This window comes from Enterococcus asini ATCC 700915 (genome assembly GCF_000407365.1).
GTDB lineage: Bacteria > Bacillota > Bacilli > Lactobacillales > Enterococcaceae > Enterococcus_C > Enterococcus_C asini.
Genome location: NZ_ASVU01000001.1, coordinates 758276 through 775000 on the forward strand (window position 1 = coordinate 758276; position 16725 = coordinate 775000).

Here is a 16725-nt window from a genome sequence, read left to right on the forward strand (position 1 = left end):
CTTATTCCCCCACTTTCTTGACGATTTTACGTTGGATAAAAGTACAGAACAAAATGACTAAGAACAAGATAACCGTAGCCGCCATGGCGATTCCCGGACGACCGGAAATGTGGAACTTGTCGTAAATGTAGTACACCGCCGTGGTAGCACTCTTGGCAATCCCCGGTTGACCGGCAAACAAGGCATAAACTTGGGTGTACACCTTGAAGGCGCCGATGATATTCACCGTTAGCAAGAACGCAATCGTCGGTACCAATTGCGGCAATGTAATGCGGCGGAAGATTTCTCCGTCGGTAGCGCCAAACATTTTGGCAATTTTGTAATGTTCTTCGTCGATGTTTCTAAGGCCGGCCAATAAAATAATGATATTAAAGGCCAAGGAACTCCAAATCCCAAAGATGATCAAAGTTGGCATGGAAAGATCCACACTATCCAACCAGTTCAAACCAGGAATGCCAAAGATGCTCAAAATGTAATTGACAATCCCGTAGTCCCCGTTAAAGAAGTAACGGAAGACGATCCCAATGGCAATGGTACTCGTAACATAAGGCATGAAAAAGATGGTTTCAAAAAAGCTCTTGTGTTTCACCTTTTCAAAGATGATCCAAGCGATTAACAAGCCGAGAATCAAGGCCACCGGCACCGTGGTAAAGGCGTAAAGGGCGGTATTCTTCAAAGCTCGATAAAAGACTGGGTCACTGAGGACTTTCTGATAGTTTTCCAAGCCCGCCGGTTCCATATTGATCAATGAGCCCTTTTGGAAGCTCATCACCAAGGAACGGAGTAGTGGATAGATGGAAAATAAGACGATAATTACCAAAGATGGCAGAAGGAAGAGCCAGGCTTTGGGTTGGTTCTCTGGATTGTAGCTATTCTTCTTAAACATCAGTAAATCCGGGTCCCATCCGGCTTAAACAGGAAGGCTTTCGGATAAGCAAAATCGAAGGTCAGCTCGGCTCCTTCTTGAATCTCATTTTCGATGCTGACGATTGATTTCAAATGATTGGCGCCGATTTCGAAGTTCAAAATACGTTCCCGGCCGATTAATTCCACCCCGTGAACAGTCGCATCGAAAGCACCTTCTCCAGCTACTGGCAAGACATCTTCAGGACGAATACCTAAGATATAGGAACCGTCTGGCATGTCTTCTTTAAAGCGGTCTTCGGCAAAGCGGCTTGTGGGCACGTGGAACTCTTCGTGACTCATGACCCCATCTTTGACCGTTACCGGCAAGATATTGATGATTGGATTGCCGATGAACTGAGCCACAAATAAATTAGCAGGCTCTAAGTATAAGTTCTGTGGATCGTCGTCTTGTTGCACGACTCCTTCATTTAATAGAATAATTTTATCACTGATGGACAACGCTTCTTCTTGGTCGTGGGTTACGAAAATCGTCGTAATTCCCACTTCTTTAACCAAGCGGCGAATTTCTTCCCGAATCTTCAAACGCAACCGCGCGTCCAAGTTACTCAATGGTTCATCCAGTAGTAAAACTTCAGGGTTTTGCACCAAGGCCCGGGTGATTGCTACCCGTTGTTGTTGCCCCCCGGAAAGTGTGCCGGGTTTTTTGTTCCGCAACTCTCCGATGTTCGTCAATTCCATATACTTTTCAGCGATTGCCATGGCTTCCGCTTTCGGTTTCTTCTTGTCCCCCACCGTCAATGGGAACATCACATTTTCGAAAACCGTCATATGGGGATAAAGCGCATAGTTTTGGAACACAAAACCGATATTCCGGTCTTTAGGTTCCGTTTTGACTACCGAGTTCCCCGCAAAACGAATATCGCCGTCAGAAGGGCTCAACAAACCAGCGATTAGATTCAAGATTGTGGATTTGCCACAGCCAGATGGGCCGAGCAAACAAACAAGGTCGCCTTTTTCGATGGTGAAGTTGACTGACTTTAGTGCCTCATAACCGTTTTCGAACACTTTTTTCAGATCGATGACTTCAATCATTAAAAATCCTCCATTACCTTTTTTTACATACGTGCCTATTTTAGCATTTTTTAATTCTAGTGATTTATAAAGTTCGGTGATAGATAGCCATTGAAAACTTATTGTTTTTTCATTTAAAGCAACTGGTGGAAATTGGTCTAATTCATTCCCGCTCCGGTCTGCCCCTCATGGTAGCGAATTCATATAAAAATAAAAGTTCCCTAAAATCCCTCGCTTTTGTCCATTAAAAAACCGACAACAAAAAAAGATTGGCATTTTTTTCCAAAATTCGATAATTTTTGAAAGAAATGCCGTTTGATGCCTTTGCCTAGTCTTTGGGTAAAGCTTGAAGATATTGCTGCAAAAAAGGCAAGCTCTGATCAAAGGACAGGAGCTCTTGGCGCAATTTCTCCCCATAAAGCCAAGTGAAATCGCCTTGCTTATTACGGGGGATTTGCCCAGTTACAGTAATCAAATAGCCGATATACAAGGTTTGAACCTCCCCATAAGAAGTTCTAATGTGCCTTTGGGTCGTCGTTGCAAATTGTTTTTCCAAGCGATAGTCCTCTGGGGCTAAGCCGAGAAAAGTCTGTAAGCCCCGCGCCACAGTATCTTGAAATTGCTCCCCGATTTCCATAGGCCAGCCGGGTAAGCCCAGGCCTCCCTCCTTGATTGCTACTAGCAACCGGCCTTCTTGATCTTGGACAACCACCCACACCCAAGGTACGAAAAGAGGCTTGGCTCCCACGAGTTTCCGCAGCTGTGCTTCATAGTTTTCCATCCTCCGTCTCTCCTTTTTCTTTTGATTGTAGTATACCCTTTTTTCTTTTTTGTCACCGTTCTCTCGCTTTTTGTGAGCAAGTCCTTTGGGAAAGTTCCTCATTCGTGCTACAGTCAAAGTGTCAAATAAACTACAGAATGGATGAGAAAGATGAAAAAAATGTCCCTTTCTACAGTCGTCAACAAAGGTGGTCGCGAAGGCGAAGCCAAGTCAATTACCGGTAATTTAGACCTGAAAACGTCCATGACCAAAAAAGACGGCTACACGAATCCCGAAGAACTTTTCGCCGCCGGTCTAGCTTCTTGTTTCAATGGTGCCATGAGCTTTCCTTTAGAGAGAGATGGCCACGGTGACAAAGAGCGGACGATCCGCGCAGAAGTTACCCTTTTGGGGGATTTGCCGGATTACACCACTTTACACTTGGCGGTTACTCTGACCGGTCACATTGAAGGCTTAGCGAAGGAAGATACCGTGAAATACATGAAAGAAACCGAAGACATCTGCCCTTACACCAAAGCGGTGAAAGGCAATATCGAAGTGACCTACGAAGCGGAATAAAGACAGACAAAAAGGCGGTTACTGCTAGATGCAGTAACCGCCTTTTTACTAGAAAAATGCCCAGGCTAAACGTTAGCTACCAAAGAATCAGCAAAGGTTCTTGGCCCTTTTATAAGGGGAACATCCGCTACCAGAGATTGGGGAAGGAAGTGCGCTCGCATTGGAACAGACAATCAAACATTCTTTTCGTAATCTGGGGTATGGATCAAGGTTTAATAACGCTACTCGGTGGCGTGCTCGTTTATCCCAGCTCAGGCATCTATCTCTACTTAAATTGTACTGAGAAGTACAAGGACTGACAACGATTGTTTTTTAATATGCGAATCTTCATAATCCTGCTTCTTCTCACCAGCAAAAAAGACTTCCTGAAGCTGTTCCTTCAAGAAGTCTGGGTAAGTAAAAAGGGTTGAAATTGACCTTGGTACAATTGCCAAGTTTCCGTAATCCCTTGTTGCAAGAGTTGGTCTTTCGTCTCTTCAAAGGCAAAGCTCAAAGTCTTGGCTTCATGGCTGTCACTGGTGATGATCACAGGAGTTTTGCGCTGGGCTAAATCTCGCCATAAAAAAGGACCTGGATAGGGCTCCTTTGTCCAACCGCGACTCATGCCCCCGGTGTTGATTTCCACCAAGCCCCCGTAACTTTTGAGTGTCTGGCAGACCTCGGCTAACGCTTGCCGAGTTAAATCCTGATACTGGGCTTGATTGTCCTGTATGATATAGCCTAGACGATTTTGAAACTTCTTAATCAAGTCAAAATGCCCCACAATCAAAGGCTCATTTTCTTTCACATGGCGCAAAACCAAGGCGTAGTATTCCTCCGCCATGGCTAAAAAGTCCCCATCAAACCAAGTAGCCAAAGTTTTCGCGAAAGTTTCCGGGCTCTCGTCCACACTGGCGTAGACCCCTGCTCGCGGCTTAAAATAATGCACGGAACCGATGAAATAGTCGTAGCCCTTGGCTGGTGTCGGACTGAAATAATCCCACTCCAAGCCACATTGAAGGTTGAGTTTTTCGGCATACTGTTCTTTGAGTTTTGCCACTGCTTGTTGGTAGCCCGCTTCATCTTTGACCCCGAGACATCCCGGGTCAAAAGGAGCATAGGAATGGGAAGTAAAGCCTAAATCCGTCATGTGCAACTGACAAGCGGCTTCGGCCATCTCCCCGAGCGTTTGCTTGCCATCACACCAAGTGGAATGAGTGTGAACATTGGAATAAAACATGGCCTTCCTCCCGTTCTATTGTAAGGTTTCTTGTTTTACCTTTTTGTCTACCACTTGACGCTTGCTAAGTTCTTCTAGAATTTCTGCTGGGACAATTTCATTATTGGCCATTAAAACAAGCAAGTGGTAAATCAAGTCGGCAATCTCATAGGTAGTTTCTTCCTTGCTTTCCTTCATGGCGCCGATTACGACTTCCGTGGATTCTTCCCCGATTTTCTTCAAAATCTTTTCATTCCCCTTGGCAAAAAGATAGCTGGTATAGCTTTTTTCTTGGGGATTTACTTTCCGATCCAAGACTAACTGGTACAAGTCAGCCACGGAAAAAGCTTTTTTCTCTTCGTCTTGGTATAAGGGCGCAGTAAAGCAAGACTCACTGCCCGTGTGACACGCCGGCCCTGCTTTAATGACCTTGGCCACCAAAGCGTCCTGATCACAGTCCGCCACAAGTTCGACTAATTCTTGGGTATTGCCACTGGTTTCCCCTTTGCTCCACAACTCCTGACGACTGCGAGAATAAAAAGTCATCTGCTTCGTCTTCAGGGTTTCTGCCACACTTTCTTGATTCATATAAGCTACGGTTAGCACCTGATTGGTGTAAAAGTCTTGCACCACACAGGGAATCAAACCCTCTTTATCAAATTTTAGTGCTTCTAGTTCAATCATTGCCGCACTCCTTTCCCCCGCCTACAAACGCACGGGGATTCCTTCGTCTTTTAAGTATTGTTTTAGTATGGGAATCGGGATTTCGTCATAGTGGAAAATCGAAGCCGCCAAACCCGCATCAACTTTGGGATTTTCAAATAAGTCTTTAAAGTCGGCTAATTTCCCCGCGCCGCCAGAAGCGATGATGGGCAAAGTCGAAATCTCACTGACCGCTTGTAACAGCTCTAGGTCAAAGCCATTTTTAACCCCGTCCGTATCCATGCTGTTAATGACCAATTCCCCGGCACCTAGAGCCTCTCCTTGGGCAATCCACGGCAAAGCGTCTAACCCCGTGTCTTCTCGACCGCCTTTAGTAAAGACGTGCCAAGCATCCCCCACCCGTTTCACATCCACGGAAAGGACTACACACTGGGAACCGTAACGCTCGGCCCCGGCCTTGATTAATTGGGGATTGCGCACCGCCCCAGAGTTCACGCTGACTTTATCGGCACCGCATTTCAAGACCCGATCGAAGTCTTCAATGGTATTAATGCCTCCCCCTACTGTCAAAGGGATAAAAACTTGTGCCGCCACTGCCTGTAAGGTATCCGTAAACAAGCCCCGAGCTTCATGGGAAGCGGTGATATCATAAAAGACCAGTTCGTCCGCTCCGGCTTCGTTGTACTTTTTCGCCATGGCGACCGGGTCGGCCACATCCTTGATACCGGCGAAATTGACCCCTTTTACCACGCGACCATCCCGCACATCCAAGCAAGGAATAATTCGTTTTGAAATCATCGACTGGCCTCCTTTGCGACTTGCAGACAGTCCTCCAAAGTCAAAGTACCACTGTACAACGCTTTGCCTACGATGGCGCCATAGGTTTCGGCTTCGGCCAACTGGCGCAGATCATCCAAACTGGCCACGCCCCCGGAAGCCACGATGTTCAAACCCAGCGCATTGAGCTTGCGGTAAAGGGCCACGTCGATGCCTTTGCCGGTGCCATCTTTGGCAATGTCCGTAAAGATAATCGTGGAACAGCCCCACTCCCCTAGTTGCTGGCAAAATTCATCGGCTTTGGTCTGGGTAGTCTCGAGCCAGCCACTTACGGCCACCAAACCATCCCGGGCATCCACGCCCACCGCGATTTTGTCCCCGTATTTCTTTAACATCTCTTGGGTAAATACCGGATCTTTTTGGGCAATGGTGCCGAGAATCACTCGCTGAACGCCGGCATCTAAGACATCAACGATATCTTGCTCCTTACGTATCCCGCCCCCCAGTTCTACAAATAAATCCGTAGCAGCAACAATCCGGCGCACCAAATCAAAATGCACCTTGCTACCTTCCTTGGCGCCATTTAAGTCGACTAAGTGTAGGTGAGTCGCTCCTTTTGCTTGGAATTCCTGAGCAAAAGCCACCGGGTCATCCCCAAAAATCTGTTGCTGATCGTAGTCTCCTTGATAGAGCCGAACTACTTTTTGATCGAGTAAATCAATCGCCGGTAAAATAATCATGCCTGCACCTCCGCAAATGCCTGTAACAAAGCCAGACCGACCTTGCCACTTTTTTCTGGATGGAACTGCGTACCGTAAACATTGTCCTTGGCCACGATACCAGGAACTGAGACCCCGTATTCACTAGTGGCTACTAAATGAGGCTCACAATCCGTAGCGTAAAAACTATGCACGTAATAAAACTGATCTTGCTCTTGAATATTTTTTAGCAGTGGACTAGTTTGCTTGATAGTAATGGGATTCCAACCGATATGAGGAACTTTTAAATCAATCCCCTTTTGCTCAAATGCTTCTTTTAAGGAGACAATGCGCCCGGGAATCAAGCCCAGCCCAGCTTGTTGACCAAACTCTTCACTGGAATCAAACAACAGCTGCATCCCCAAGCAAATACCCAATAAAGGTTTGCCACTAGCGGCTAGTTGTTTGACTACTTGGTCTAAGCCTGTCGCCTGTAACTTCTTCATGGCATCCCCAAAAGCACCTACCCCAGGCAGAATCACTTGATCCGCCTGTTGCAAACGCGTCGGATCGGCGGTTAGCTCACTTTCGATTCCCAATGCCTTTAATGAACTGCTTAAACTAAATAAATTACCCACGCCGTAATCGACAATTGCGATCATCTTTTGCCCTCCTACTTATAAAATCGTGCCCTTAGTGGAAGGAATCTCCTCTGGGGCGATGGGATTGATAGCTACCGCTTGAGCCAGCGCCCGGCCGAAGCCTTTAAAACAACCTTCCACAATGTGGTGACTATTTTTCCCGGCCAATTGTTGCAAGTGAATCGCCACACCCAATTCCCGAGCAAAGGCCACAAAGAACTCCTCTACTAGTTCCGTATCAAAACTGCCGATTTGCGCCGCTGGAATGTCTAACTCTAAGCAGGCCATCCCGCGACCGCTAATGTCTAACGCCGCCAAAATCAAGGCTTCATCCATGGGTAAAAGCATACTGCCATAACGCAAGATGCCCCGACGATCCCCTAGACATTCAGAAAATGCTCGGGCAATGACGATGGCTACGTCTTCTGTGGTGTGGTGCCCGTCCACTTCGATATCCCCGTCACAAACCAAGGTCAAATCAAAGCGCCCATGGCGGGTAAAGAGTTCCAACATATGATCTAAAAAGCCGATCTTCGTTTGAATCTGATGTTGTCCACTACCATCGATAGTTAATTGGCAAGTAATCTTCGTTTCACTGGTATTCCGGGTAATTTCTGCATGGCGCATGAGTTTTCCTCCCTTTTTTCACTGAGGTTCTGTTAGTATTTCTTTCAATGTAGTGACCAAAATCTCCATCTCCCGCAAAGTGCCGATGGAAATGCGTAAATAATCTTTAATCCGCGGCTGGTCGAACCAACGCACCAAGATTTTCCGGTTCTTTAAGGCTGGATAGAGCAAGCTTCCGGAGACCGGTCCTTTGACAAAAAGAAAATTCGTCTGAGAAGGTAATACTTCAAAGCCCAAATCCCTTAAAGCCTCTGTCGTCCACGCCCGGACATTGACCGTCTCTTTTAAGCAGGCCTCGTGATAAGGTAACGCTTGAACGGCGGCCAAACCACAAGCGGCCGTCATGGCATTGACACTATAGGGATTGAAGCTGAACTTCACTCGTTGCAAGACTTCAATCAAATTTACTTGGCCTACTGCATAGCCCAAGCGCCCGCCGGCTAACTGCCAGGCTTTAGAAAAAGTCCCTACTACTAGCAAGTTGGCGTAGTCTTTCACGTAAGGCACTAAAGACTCCCCGCCGAATTCCACATAGGCCTCATCCACGATTACCAACCGCTCCGGCTTTTCCTGTACCAGCTGCAAAATCGCTGCGGCCGGCAAGCCGAGACTGGTTGGAGCATTGGGATTGGCTAAAATAATCGTCCCAGAAAAATCAGCATAGACTTTCAAGTCAATGCTTAAGTCGGCCTGTAAGGGAATCACCTTAGCCGGGATGCCGTAGAGTTTGGCAAAGACGCTGTAAAACCCATAAGTAATATCGGGAAAAGCCACACCTTTGCCCATAAGTGCTTGGAAACAAAAGGCCAAAATCTCATCGCTGCCGTTGCCGAGAAAAATTTCACTTTCCGTAACTCCAAGGTAACTACTTAAAGCCCCAGTCAAGTTTCCCAATGTGGGATCAGGGTACAACTGCAAGCTTTCCGCTGCACTTGCCGCCGCTTCAACTACCGTAGCTGCCGGCGGAAAGGCACTTTCATTGGTGTTTAACTTGATAAAGTCTTTGGTTTGAGGCTGTTCCCCGGGAACGTAAGGCTTCAACTGACTTAGTCGCTGATCTAAAAACTCCATGGCTTACTCCCCTTTCCGCAGGCGGATGGAATTGGCGTGGCCACCTAAGCCTTCCGTTTCCGCAAACAAAATCACATCATCCGCCACCGCCTTCATAGCCGCCTCCCCGTAATACAAATACTGAGAGTGCTTCACAAAGTCGTCTACGGATAAGGGTGAATAAAAGCGGGCGGTGCGTTCCGTTGGTAAGGTGTGATTCGGCCCGGCCAAGTAATCCCCTAGGACTTCCGGGGTGTTGTGCCCTAAGAAAACCGAGCCGGCATTTTCCACTTGATCCAACCAAGCAAAAGGATCCGCCACGGCTAACTCCAAGTGTTCCGGTGCGATTTCATTGGCTACTGCGAGCGCCCGCTCCAGATTTTCCACCAAAATAATCTTGCCGTTTTTGGCAATGGATTGTTCAATAATGGCTTTACGAGGAAGTTGCTCCGTTTGTTGAGCGACTTCTTTTTGCGTCGCTTCGGCTAATGACCGCTGAGTAGTCACCAGAATCGCTTGGGCATTCACATCATGTTCCGCTTGGGCCAATAAATCCGCCGCTACGTGTACGGGATTGGCCGTTTCGTCCGCCACGATTAACACATCACTAGGCCCGGCAATCATGTCGATATCCACGGTACCGTACACTAAACGTTTGGCCGCCGCCACGTAGATATTTCCCGGTCCCACGATTTTGTCCACTTGAGGCACCGACTCCGTCCCATAAGCCAAGGCCGCCACTGCTTGAGCCCCACCGATGCGATAGATTTCATCCACGCCGGCGACTTTGGCCGCGGCTAAAATGGCTGGATTGACGCTACCATCTTGTAAAGGCGGGGTCACTAAGACGATTTTTTGTACCCCGGCGATTTTAGCCGGAATCACATTCATCAAAACCGTGGAAGGATAGGCCGCGGTGCCTCCAGGAACATAAACCCCTACTTTGGCTAAAGGCAATACCCGCTGACCCATGACCGCTCCATTACGGGTCAACATAAAGCCTTGAGTGACTTGTTTTTCGTGGAACTCACTGATATTGGCTTTCGCCCGCTGCAAAACTTGCAAGAAAGCCGGGTCGACTTTTGCCATGCCGTCGGTGATTTCTTCCTCTGAAACCCGGATTGCAGCAATTTCTGCCCCGTCAAACTGTGCGGTGTAGTCGATTAAAGCGGCATCCCCCCGCTCTTTCACATTGTCCAAGATTTCTTGGACTACCGCGGCGTAATCGCTAGTTCCCACCGTATTGGTCTTCGTTAATTCGCTGATTTGTTGGCTTTTGTCTTCAATGATTGGAATCATTTGTCTTCACTCACTTTCTCCAAAACTTCGATAATGGCACTCTTTTTAAAGCGCCAAGAAGAACGATTCACGATAAAACGGGCGCTGGAAACGTCGATTTCCTCCAAAACCGTCAAGTTGTTCTCACGAAGGGTATTGCCCGTCTCCACGATATCCACGATAACATCTGCCAGCCCCACAATCGGTGCCAACTCAATGGAGCCGTTCAAGTAAATCAAATCCACCGGTTGACTGCGACTGCCGAAGAATTTTCGGGTGATATTGGGATACTTCGTGGCCACGCGTAAAGGCCGCGTGGAGTCCGCTTGAAAATTCGCCGGCCCCGCTACTGCAATGCGACATTTGCCTAGCTCAAAGCGCAGCAGATCGATGACATCCGCCTTGGTTTCTAACAGAATATCCCGGCCAACGATGCCGATGTCTGCCGCCCCATGTTCCACATAACTAGCTACATCACTGGGCTTCACTAGGAAGAAACGAATCTTCTTCTCGGAATCTTCAAAGACCAATTTCCGGCTGTCGTCTAATAGATTGGCCCCGGCCAAGCCTGCATCCCGGAACAATTCATAAATAGACTGGCCCATGCGGCCTTTCGGTAAAGCTACATTCAACCAAGCCGATTGTTCCTTGGCTTGTTCTTGGGAATTTTGATCCAGTAAATCCAGATGAATCCCAAAACCGATTGCCTGCTGGCTTTTCCCTAAGGTCTTTAACAGTCCGTCGTAACGCCCACCGAAAAGCAACGCTTGGGGTAAGCCTTCGATAAAGCCTTGTAAAATCAGACCACTGTAATAATTGGTGTCATTCACCGTGGAAAGATCGAAAAGCAATTCCACTTGCTCCGGCCGTTTTGCTTGTTCTAAAGCACTGACCACCTTGGCTAATTCCGCCACCGCTTGTTCGGCAGCAGGCCACCCAGTCACCACTTGGGCCACTTGGGGCAACATGATAAACAAGTCTCCGGAAAGCTTCATCATCTCCATGATTTGGGCAACTCGCTCCGGTGAAACTCCTTCTGCTTCTGCTAATTGGGCCAATTCCGGCAAGTTTTTATTCTTGATTCGCGTAAAGACCTTCCCCCGAGTCCCCGTGGAAAACAGATCCAAAATAGCGGTAATCAAACCGATATGGGACAGTTCCAATTTTCCCGTACCAATCTGAGCTAAAGATTGCAAGGCCAAGAGGACGACTGCCAGCTCGGTTTCTTGATCCACCTCTCCTAAAACTTCGATCCCCACCTGATTGATCTGGCGGTATTCATCGGATTTGCGAATATGCCGGTAGACATTTTCGTTGTAGTACACCTTGCGACTTTCCCCAGAAGGCGTATTTTTCACAATGGATAAGGTCACATCGGGATTTAAAGCTAAGAGCCGGCCATTACTCCCGGTGAATTTGATCACATCTCCCCCGGATAAGAAGTTCTTCTGCTCTAGGTAAAAACGATAATCCTCGAAGCTTGCCAGACGAAGGAAATGGTATCCCGCCGCCTCATACAGTTCCCGCAACTGCAAAGCGATTTTTTCTTCTTGACGCAAAATATTATCTGCCAGTTCCATGTTGTTCCCCCTTCTGCTGCCCTTCAAATCTTCCTTCACCGGAAAAAAGTGTAAAAAAAAGCCCTTTGGTACTTCTACCAAAGGACGTCAATAACGTGGTTCCACCTTTTTTCACCCTAGCCTTCACAAGCCAGAATCTCAACGAGTCATCAAACAATGACCGCAGCGATATCGGGCTAACCCGGCTCTTCCTACTCGATTCAGAAGGGCGACTCCAAGATGTGTTTCACCGTCCGCCGCCGACCTTTTTCCACCAACCAAAGGCTCTCTAAACAACTGCCAGACTGCTACTCTTCTTGTCTTCGTCAAATAAATATGATGTTGTGTTAAATTTTACGGGGAATTGTCAGAAAAGTCAATATTTATTCGCAATTTCTTTTTGTTTCCCTGTAAAAAAGTGAACTAACTATAGCAAAGCCTCTTTCAAAAGTAAAACATTTTGACTTCTTCACCGTTGCAAGCCCGGTAAATCAAGGATCTTCTGACGTAGACGACGCACCTTCCCAGTGACATTGTCCGCCTGCATAATTTCCGAGACCATGCATAAACCATGAATAGGCACCCTTTGAAAGTCCATCACATTTGCCTCTTTTACTCCACCAATGGCCACTACCGGCACATGGACACCTTGAATGATTGCTTCTAAAGTAGCAAAAGCCGTAATCGGGGTTTCTTTCGTTTTCGTAGGATACATAGCCCCCACTCCTAAGTAATCCGCTCCTTCTGCCTGTGCTTCTTGGGCGCGGGCTAGTGTTTTGGCCGAGACCCCAAGGATTTTATCCGGTCCCAAGAGCTTACGACAGACTGCCACCGGTAATTCCTCATCCCCGATATGCAGCCCTTGGGCGTCTACCGCCAGACAGATATCCAAGCGATCATTGATAATCAAAGGAATGCCGTACTCCTCCGTAATGGCTTTCACCTTCAAGGCCAATTCGTAAAAATCTCGGGTACTAGCCGTCTTTTCTCGCAACTGCACCACCGTGACCCCAGCATCACAAGCCTCACGAATAATCTGCAAAAAATGCGCTTCCGAGTAATCGTAGCTCGCGGTCACCAAGTACAGCGCATAATCAATTGGTTGTTTTGTCATCTGCTACCCTCCTGATTGCTTGCCACCAGTCTTCTTCCATCAATAAGGACAGCTGGTTCAAAGTTTCACTGCGAAAATTTCCCAGACCTACACTGTCTTTTGCCCGCTCCCCGGCGATGTTCAAATAACTCACTGCGGCCACCGCACTGACAAAGGGCGACAAGCCACTGCCTAGTAAAGCCGCGATTAGCGCCCCTACTAAATCCCCACTACCGGTAAAGCGATCCAATTGCGAAACCCCATTCTGCAAGTGGAACACCCCCTTGCCATCCGTCACTAAATCCACTGCTCCCGTAGCCAGTAAAACACTTTGCGCTTTTTGGGCAACTGTTTTCATGGCTTGAGCTAGTTCTTGGCGAGCGGCTGGAGTTTGATCCACCGGGCTACCATCGACCCCGCGACCGGCACTAGGTAACCCACAAAAACTCCGCATTTCCGAAAAATTCCCTTTAATGACTTGTGGCCGATAACCGGTGATTTTCCAAGCCAACTCATAGCGCAATTTTGTGGCCGCCACCCCGACTAAATCCAAAACCATTGGTGTTTGATGCTCCTGGGCCAAGCGGGCACCTAGTAAAAGCGCCTCTTCTCTGGCTGGGGAGATGTGGCCGAGATTTAGCAGCAAACTATCACTCTGGGAAAAAAACTCCGGAAACTCCCGAGGATCGTCCGCCATGACCGGTTTGGCATTCACATACAATAAGGCATTGGCCACCGTCTCACAGGTGATTTCATTGGTGATACAGTGAACCAAGGGTGATTTCGTTAAGGGAAAAACCTTTTGCAAACTTTCTTCCAATTCCTCAAACTTCCCCATGAACACGCCCTCCAAACAAATTTTGCACTTGAAAAAAAACCTTGGTGTGTTGCAATTTAGCCAATAAAGGCAACGCCACGGCCCCACCAATCAAAGTCGCTCCCATAAAACGGGGAGTGTAAACCAACCAGTAAAGCTGCTGGCTACTGCCGGTAAACCAGACCATCACCGGATAAGACAGTAATGACCCAATGATACCCGTACCGATGATTTCCCCCAACACACTCCCAGAAATCCTACCTCTCAGCCGATAGCCTACGCCCGCCAAAAAAGCACCAAAGACTGCACCGGTCAACGCCAAAGGAGGAATGCCTAGTAGCGCCATCCGAATCGCACCGCAACAAACCGCCATAATAGTGGCATACCATGGTCCCAACAAAACCCCTGCCACGATATTCATCACGCTGGACATGGGGGCCATGCCTTCAATCCGCAGTAAAGGGGAAAGCACTACATCTAAGGCAATCATCATGGCCAACAGCGTCAACCGTTGCACTCTACCTTTAGCTTGTCCCATTGGAAATTGCCTCCTTACTGCTCGTTTTTGCTCCTGTAGGCCAAGTTTCCAAAGTCAGCGCCATTTCCCAAAACTGGTATTCCAACTGACTGCTAATGTAAAAGGCCTGGAGCATTTGTGCTTGTTGCTTTTCAGTGGCTGCTTCATACAGGCGATCCACAATCTGCCGTTCCCGTTGCAAGTGACGGGCTCCTTCCGCTGTAGCATAAGTGGCAATCCAGCGCTGGTACAGCGGATTTGGGGAACCTTGGTCGATCATTTTCTCTCCGATTCCCTGATACAGCCACGGGCATGGCAACATCCCAGCACACGCCACTGCCACACCACCTTCTAGCAATTGCCGATACAAATGGGATACGTAGTGGTAGGCCGTCTGAGCAACCGGAGTCCGATCGATTTCTCCTTGGGTAATCTGCAACTCGTCAAAGAATGTCTCCCGCACAAAGAGTTCCCCGGCGGCCAAATTACGGCTGTTTTCTGCCATCAGCACTTTTACTTCTTTATCCTGAGCCTTTTGTCCAATCAAATCATAAAGCTTGCTGAAATGTTCCAAATAATACCGATCCTGTAGCAGATAATAGCGGAAATTCTCAGCAGCCAGCTCTCCCGATTGCAGCCCGGTGACAAAGGGATGTTCAAAACTCCCCTGCCAATAGGGATCTGCCAATAACCGGGCTCTTTCAGTAAATGTAGTCATCAAATCCTCCTCAAATATTCTTTTCAAACCAAAAAAGCCTTGAAGACACGGTTCGCTACATCACTGAAGACAGCCTTTTAAACAAAAAACACACCCAATCATCTTGCTGATTGGGTGCGTAAATAAGCCTCTAAAGGTTGTATATCACAGACATTTCCCTGCGCCAGTCTTAACTGTATCAGGTTCAATGGGTATAATCTCAGCTAGTCAGCACCCCAAATGTTTCCTATGCAATTTTTTAAAGTATAGCATACTTTTTGTGCTATAGTAAAAAGAAAAAGGAGGGATTCTATGAGCTGTCTTGGCAATATCATCTGGTTTTTCTTTGGTGGCTTAGTCGGTGGCCTTTCCTGGTTTTTAGCCGGAATTTTATGGTGCATCACGATTGTAGGAATTCCCATTGGACGCCAATGCTTCAAATTCGCCAGCCTAAGTTTTGCTCCCTTTGGCAAAGATGTGGTCTACGGTGGCGGTTCCGTTAGTTTTTTAGTCAATATCATCTGGTTGATTGTATCCGGTATCCCCTTAGCGATCGCCCACCTAATTAGCGCTGTCTTACTTTCCATCACCATCATCGGCATTCCCTTTGCCCAACAATCCATCAAGCTGGCAAAATTAGCGCTAATGCCTTTTGGTGCCCGAATCATTTCCAAATAATACAAAAAACCCTCAAGGCAACTACCTTGAGGGTTTCTTTCGTATCGGGAAGACAGGATTCGAACCTGCGACCCCTTGGTCCCAAACCAAGTGCTCTACCAAGCTGAGCTACTTCCCGGAGTATAAAAAAAAACTACGCGCCCAAGAGGAGTCGAACCCCTAACCTTTTGATCCGTAGTCAAACACTCTATCCAGTTGAGCTATGGGCGCAAATATATTTACTTAATGCCGAGGACCGGAATCGAACCGGTACGGTGATCACTCACCGCAGGATTTTAAGTCCTGTGCGTCTGCCAGTTCCGCCACCCCGGCGAGTGGCATAAAGCGGAAAACGGGGTTCGAACCCGCGACCCCCACCTTGGCAAGGTGGTGCTCTACCACTGAGCTATTTCCGCGTTTTGGAGATGCCGGCTAAAGGATTTGAACCCTCGACCCTCTGATTACAAATCAGATGCTCTACCAACTGAGCTAAGCCGGCTTGATGCGGGTGAAGGGACTTGAACCCCCACGCCTAAAGGCGCTAGATCCTAAATCTAGTGCGTCTGCCAATTCCGCCACACCCGCAATTATAATGAGCCGTACAGGGCTTGAACCTGTGACCCTCTGATTAAAAGTCAGATGCTCTACCAACTGAGCTAACGGCTCGTATGGGGGTTAACGGGTTCGAACCGCTGACCCTCTGCTTGTAAGGCAGATGCTCTCCCAGCTGAGCTAAACCCCCATATCAAAAGAAAAAGCGTGGCGACGTCCTGCTCTCACAAAGGGAAACCCTTCACTACAATCGGCGCTAAGAAGCTTAACTTCTGTGTTCGGCAAGGTTACAGGTGTATCCTTCTCGCTATCGTCACCACACTATTTAGTTGAGTAAGTCTTTGCTCACTCAAAACTGGATTTGAAATACGTTTGAAACAACCAAGTCCACGATTCTTTTGGTTAAGTCCTCGATCGATTAGTATCAGTCCGCTCCAACCATCACTGGCCTTCCACTTCTGACCTATCTACCTGATCATCTCTCAGGGATCTTACTTCTTTAAAAGAATGGGAAATCTCATCTTGAGGTGGGCTTCACACTTAGATGCTTTCAGCGTTTATCCCTTCCCTACATAGCTACCCAGCGATGCCTCTGGCGAGACAACTGGTACACCAGCGGTAAGT

General features: G+C 47.8%; 18 protein-coding genes, 8 tRNA genes, 2 rRNA genes, 1 riboswitch and 1 other annotated feature (1 of these 30 running past the window's edge). Of the genes, 2 read left to right on the forward strand and 26 right to left on the reverse strand.

Going from position 1 to position 16725, the window contains the following annotated elements; all coding sequences use genetic code 11:
* Position 1: 1 nt before the first annotated feature.
* From I579_RS03665 to I579_RS12470, 3 genes are all read right to left on the reverse strand, one after another.
* Positions 2-886, reverse strand: coding sequence for a carbohydrate ABC transporter permease (locus I579_RS03665; protein WP_010752714.1), 885 nt, complete (start codon positions 884-886; stop codon positions 2-4).
* On the reverse strand, positions 886-1959 hold the full coding sequence (locus tag I579_RS03670) for an ABC transporter ATP-binding protein (protein ID WP_010752713.1): 1074 nt from the start codon (positions 1957-1959) through the stop codon (positions 886-888). The genes I579_RS03665 and I579_RS03670 overlap by 1 nt, the downstream gene beginning before the upstream one ends.
* A gap of 307 nt (positions 1960-2266) precedes the next feature.
* A complete protein-coding gene (locus I579_RS12470; protein ID WP_010752712.1) occupies positions 2267-2719 on the reverse strand; it encodes an NUDIX hydrolase in 453 nt (150 codons plus the stop codon).
* A 150-nt stretch (positions 2720-2869) separates the two neighbouring features.
* Here I579_RS12470 and I579_RS03680 point away from each other — a divergent pair, with 150 nt between their 5' ends.
* The gene (locus tag I579_RS03680; RefSeq protein ID WP_010752711.1) at positions 2870-3277 is read left to right on the forward strand and encodes an Ohr family peroxiredoxin; all 408 of its coding nucleotides are present in this window, start codon (positions 2870-2872) and stop codon (positions 3275-3277) included.
* A gap of 379 nt (positions 3278-3656) precedes the next feature.
* Here the strand turns inward: I579_RS03680 and I579_RS03685 are convergent, their stop codons facing one another.
* The 13 genes from I579_RS03685 to tenA all read right to left on the reverse strand — a co-directional run bounded on the left by I579_RS03685 (position 3657) and on the right by tenA (position 14913).
* Entirely contained in the window at positions 3657-4496 is an 840-nt protein-coding gene (locus I579_RS03685) for a histidinol-phosphatase HisJ family protein (RefSeq protein ID WP_010752710.1), read from the reverse strand.
* A 15-nt stretch (positions 4497-4511) separates the two neighbouring features.
* Positions 4512-5159: a bifunctional phosphoribosyl-AMP cyclohydrolase/phosphoribosyl-ATP diphosphatase HisIE gene (gene hisIE, locus I579_RS03690; protein ID WP_010752709.1), complete on the reverse strand. Its 648-nt coding sequence runs from the start codon at positions 5157-5159 to the stop codon at positions 4512-4514.
* Between the two features lie 21 nt (positions 5160-5180).
* Positions 5181-5936, reverse strand: a complete 756-nt coding sequence (gene hisF / locus I579_RS03695) for an imidazole glycerol phosphate synthase subunit HisF (protein ID WP_010752708.1) — start codon at positions 5934-5936, stop codon at positions 5181-5183.
* Positions 5933-6655, reverse strand: a complete 723-nt coding sequence (gene hisA / locus I579_RS03700) for a 1-(5-phosphoribosyl)-5-[(5-phosphoribosylamino)methylideneamino]imidazole-4-carboxamide isomerase (RefSeq protein ID WP_010752707.1) — start codon at positions 6653-6655, stop codon at positions 5933-5935. The genes hisF and hisA overlap by 4 nt, the downstream gene beginning before the upstream one ends.
* Positions 6652-7275, reverse strand: coding sequence for an imidazole glycerol phosphate synthase subunit HisH (gene hisH / locus I579_RS03705; RefSeq protein WP_010752706.1), 624 nt, complete (start codon positions 7273-7275; stop codon positions 6652-6654). The genes hisA and hisH overlap by 4 nt, the downstream gene beginning before the upstream one ends.
* A gap of 15 nt (positions 7276-7290) precedes the next feature.
* Complete coding sequence (gene hisB / locus I579_RS03710; protein WP_010752705.1) at positions 7291-7881, reverse strand: imidazoleglycerol-phosphate dehydratase HisB; 591 nt, start codon at positions 7879-7881, stop codon at positions 7291-7293.
* Positions 7882-7899: 18 nt separating this feature from the next.
* Positions 7900-8952 carry a pyridoxal phosphate-dependent aminotransferase gene (locus tag I579_RS03715; protein WP_010752704.1) on the reverse strand — a complete coding sequence of 351 codons (1053 nt, stop codon included), beginning with the start codon at positions 8950-8952 and terminating at the stop codon, positions 7900-7902.
* Between the two features lie 3 nt (positions 8953-8955).
* Complete coding sequence (hisD, locus tag I579_RS03720) at positions 8956-10227, reverse strand: histidinol dehydrogenase (protein WP_371168056.1); 1272 nt, start codon at positions 10225-10227, stop codon at positions 8956-8958.
* Entirely contained in the window at positions 10227-11789 is a 1563-nt protein-coding gene (gene hisG, locus I579_RS03725) for an ATP phosphoribosyltransferase (protein WP_010752702.1), read from the reverse strand. Before hisG ends, hisD begins: the two co-directional genes overlap by 1 nt.
* Before the next feature lie 77 nt (positions 11790-11866).
* Positions 11867-12101 (reverse strand) — a binding site (T-box leader).
* Between the two features lie 136 nt (positions 12102-12237).
* Positions 12238-12882 (reverse strand): thiamine phosphate synthase, encoded by a 645-nt coding sequence (thiE, locus tag I579_RS03730; protein WP_010752701.1) that lies wholly within the window; start codon positions 12880-12882, stop codon positions 12238-12240.
* Positions 12863-13699 carry a hydroxyethylthiazole kinase gene (gene thiM, locus I579_RS03735; RefSeq protein WP_010752700.1) on the reverse strand — a complete coding sequence of 279 codons (837 nt, stop codon included), beginning with the start codon at positions 13697-13699 and terminating at the stop codon, positions 12863-12865. The genes thiE and thiM overlap by 20 nt, the downstream gene beginning before the upstream one ends.
* Positions 13686-14168, reverse strand: a complete 483-nt coding sequence (thiW, locus tag I579_RS03740) for an energy coupling factor transporter S component ThiW (protein ID WP_233419271.1) — start codon at positions 14166-14168, stop codon at positions 13686-13688. The genes thiM and thiW overlap by 14 nt, the downstream gene beginning before the upstream one ends.
* A 34-nt stretch (positions 14169-14202) precedes the next feature.
* Positions 14203-14913, reverse strand: coding sequence for a thiaminase II (gene tenA, locus I579_RS03745; RefSeq protein WP_010752698.1), 711 nt, complete (start codon positions 14911-14913; stop codon positions 14203-14205).
* Between the two features lie 138 nt (positions 14914-15051).
* Positions 15052-15141, reverse strand: a riboswitch (TPP riboswitch).
* A 63-nt stretch (positions 15142-15204) separates the two neighbouring features.
* Between tenA and I579_RS03750 the strand changes: the two genes are divergently transcribed.
* Positions 15205-15570: a YccF domain-containing protein gene (locus I579_RS03750; RefSeq protein ID WP_010752697.1), complete on the forward strand. Its 366-nt coding sequence runs from the start codon at positions 15205-15207 to the stop codon at positions 15568-15570.
* A 44-nt stretch (positions 15571-15614) separates the two neighbouring features.
* Here the strand turns inward: I579_RS03750 and I579_RS03755 are convergent.
* The 10 genes from I579_RS03755 to I579_RS03800 form a co-directional block, all read right to left on the reverse strand.
* Positions 15615-15688: transfer RNA gene (locus I579_RS03755), tRNA-Pro, on the reverse strand.
* Between the two features lie 18 nt (positions 15689-15706).
* A tRNA-Arg gene (locus I579_RS03760) sits at positions 15707-15780 on the reverse strand.
* A gap of 16 nt (positions 15781-15796) precedes the next feature.
* A tRNA-Leu gene (locus I579_RS03765) sits at positions 15797-15882 on the reverse strand.
* Positions 15883-15893: 11 nt separating this feature from the next.
* Positions 15894-15965 (reverse strand) — tRNA-Gly (locus tag I579_RS03770).
* Between the two features lie 10 nt (positions 15966-15975).
* Positions 15976-16048: transfer RNA gene (locus tag I579_RS03775), tRNA-Thr, on the reverse strand.
* Positions 16049-16052: 4 nt separating this feature from the next.
* Positions 16053-16134, reverse strand: a tRNA-Leu gene (locus I579_RS03780).
* An 8-nt stretch (positions 16135-16142) separates the two neighbouring features.
* Positions 16143-16215 (reverse strand) — tRNA-Lys (locus I579_RS03785).
* A 3-nt stretch (positions 16216-16218) separates the two neighbouring features.
* A tRNA-Val gene (locus I579_RS03790) sits at positions 16219-16291 on the reverse strand.
* A 15-nt stretch (positions 16292-16306) separates the two neighbouring features.
* A 5S ribosomal RNA gene (gene rrf, locus I579_RS03795) occupies positions 16307-16422 on the reverse strand.
* A 77-nt stretch (positions 16423-16499) separates the two neighbouring features.
* Positions 16500-16725, reverse strand: a 23S ribosomal RNA gene (locus tag I579_RS03800) (it continues 2688 nt past the right edge of the window).

Bases quoted from the DNA above. Each gene is read 5' to 3' on its own strand.
- thiW (WP_233419271.1), bottom strand. From the start codon at position 14,168: ATGATTGCCTTAGATGTAGTGCTTTCCCCTTTACTGCGGATTGAAGGC.
- thiE (WP_010752701.1), bottom strand. From the start codon at position 12,882: ATGACAAAACAACCAATTGATTATGCGCTGTACTTGGTGACCGCGAGC.
- hisIE (WP_010752709.1), bottom strand. From the start codon at position 5,159: ATGATTGAACTAGAAGCACTAAAATTTGATAAAGAGGGTTTGATTCCC.
- I579_RS03685 (WP_010752710.1), bottom strand. From the start codon at position 4,496: ATGTTTTATTCCAATGTTCACACTCATTCCACTTGGTGTGATGGCAAG.
- I579_RS12470 (WP_010752712.1), bottom strand. From the start codon at position 2,719: ATGGAAAACTATGAAGCACAGCTGCGGAAACTCGTGGGAGCCAAGCCT.
- hisH (WP_010752706.1), bottom strand. From the start codon at position 7,275: ATGATCGCAATTGTCGATTACGGCGTGGGTAATTTATTTAGTTTAAGC.
- tenA (WP_010752698.1), bottom strand. From the start codon at position 14,913: ATGACTACATTTACTGAAAGAGCCCGGTTATTGGCAGATCCCTATTGG.
- I579_RS03715 (WP_010752704.1), bottom strand. From the start codon at position 8,952: ATGGAGTTTTTAGATCAGCGACTAAGTCAGTTGAAGCCTTACGTTCCC.
- hisG (WP_010752702.1), bottom strand. From the start codon at position 11,789: ATGGAACTGGCAGATAATATTTTGCGTCAAGAAGAAAAAATCGCTTTG.
- I579_RS03665 (WP_010752714.1), bottom strand. From the start codon at position 886: ATGTTTAAGAAGAATAGCTACAATCCAGAGAACCAACCCAAAGCCTGG.
- I579_RS03680 (WP_010752711.1), top strand. From the start codon at position 2,870: ATGAAAAAAATGTCCCTTTCTACAGTCGTCAACAAAGGTGGTCGCGAA.
- I579_RS03750 (WP_010752697.1), top strand. From the start codon at position 15,205: ATGAGCTGTCTTGGCAATATCATCTGGTTTTTCTTTGGTGGCTTAGTC.
- hisB (WP_010752705.1), bottom strand. From the start codon at position 7,881: ATGCGCCATGCAGAAATTACCCGGAATACCAGTGAAACGAAGATTACT.
- hisA (WP_010752707.1), bottom strand. From the start codon at position 6,655: ATGATTATTTTACCGGCGATTGATTTACTCGATCAAAAAGTAGTTCGG.
- hisF (WP_010752708.1), bottom strand. From the start codon at position 5,936: ATGATTTCAAAACGAATTATTCCTTGCTTGGATGTGCGGGATGGTCGC.
- I579_RS03670 (WP_010752713.1), bottom strand. From the start codon at position 1,959: ATGATTGAAGTCATCGATCTGAAAAAAGTGTTCGAAAACGGTTATGAG.
- thiM (WP_010752700.1), bottom strand. From the start codon at position 13,699: ATGGGGAAGTTTGAGGAATTGGAAGAAAGTTTGCAAAAGGTTTTTCCC.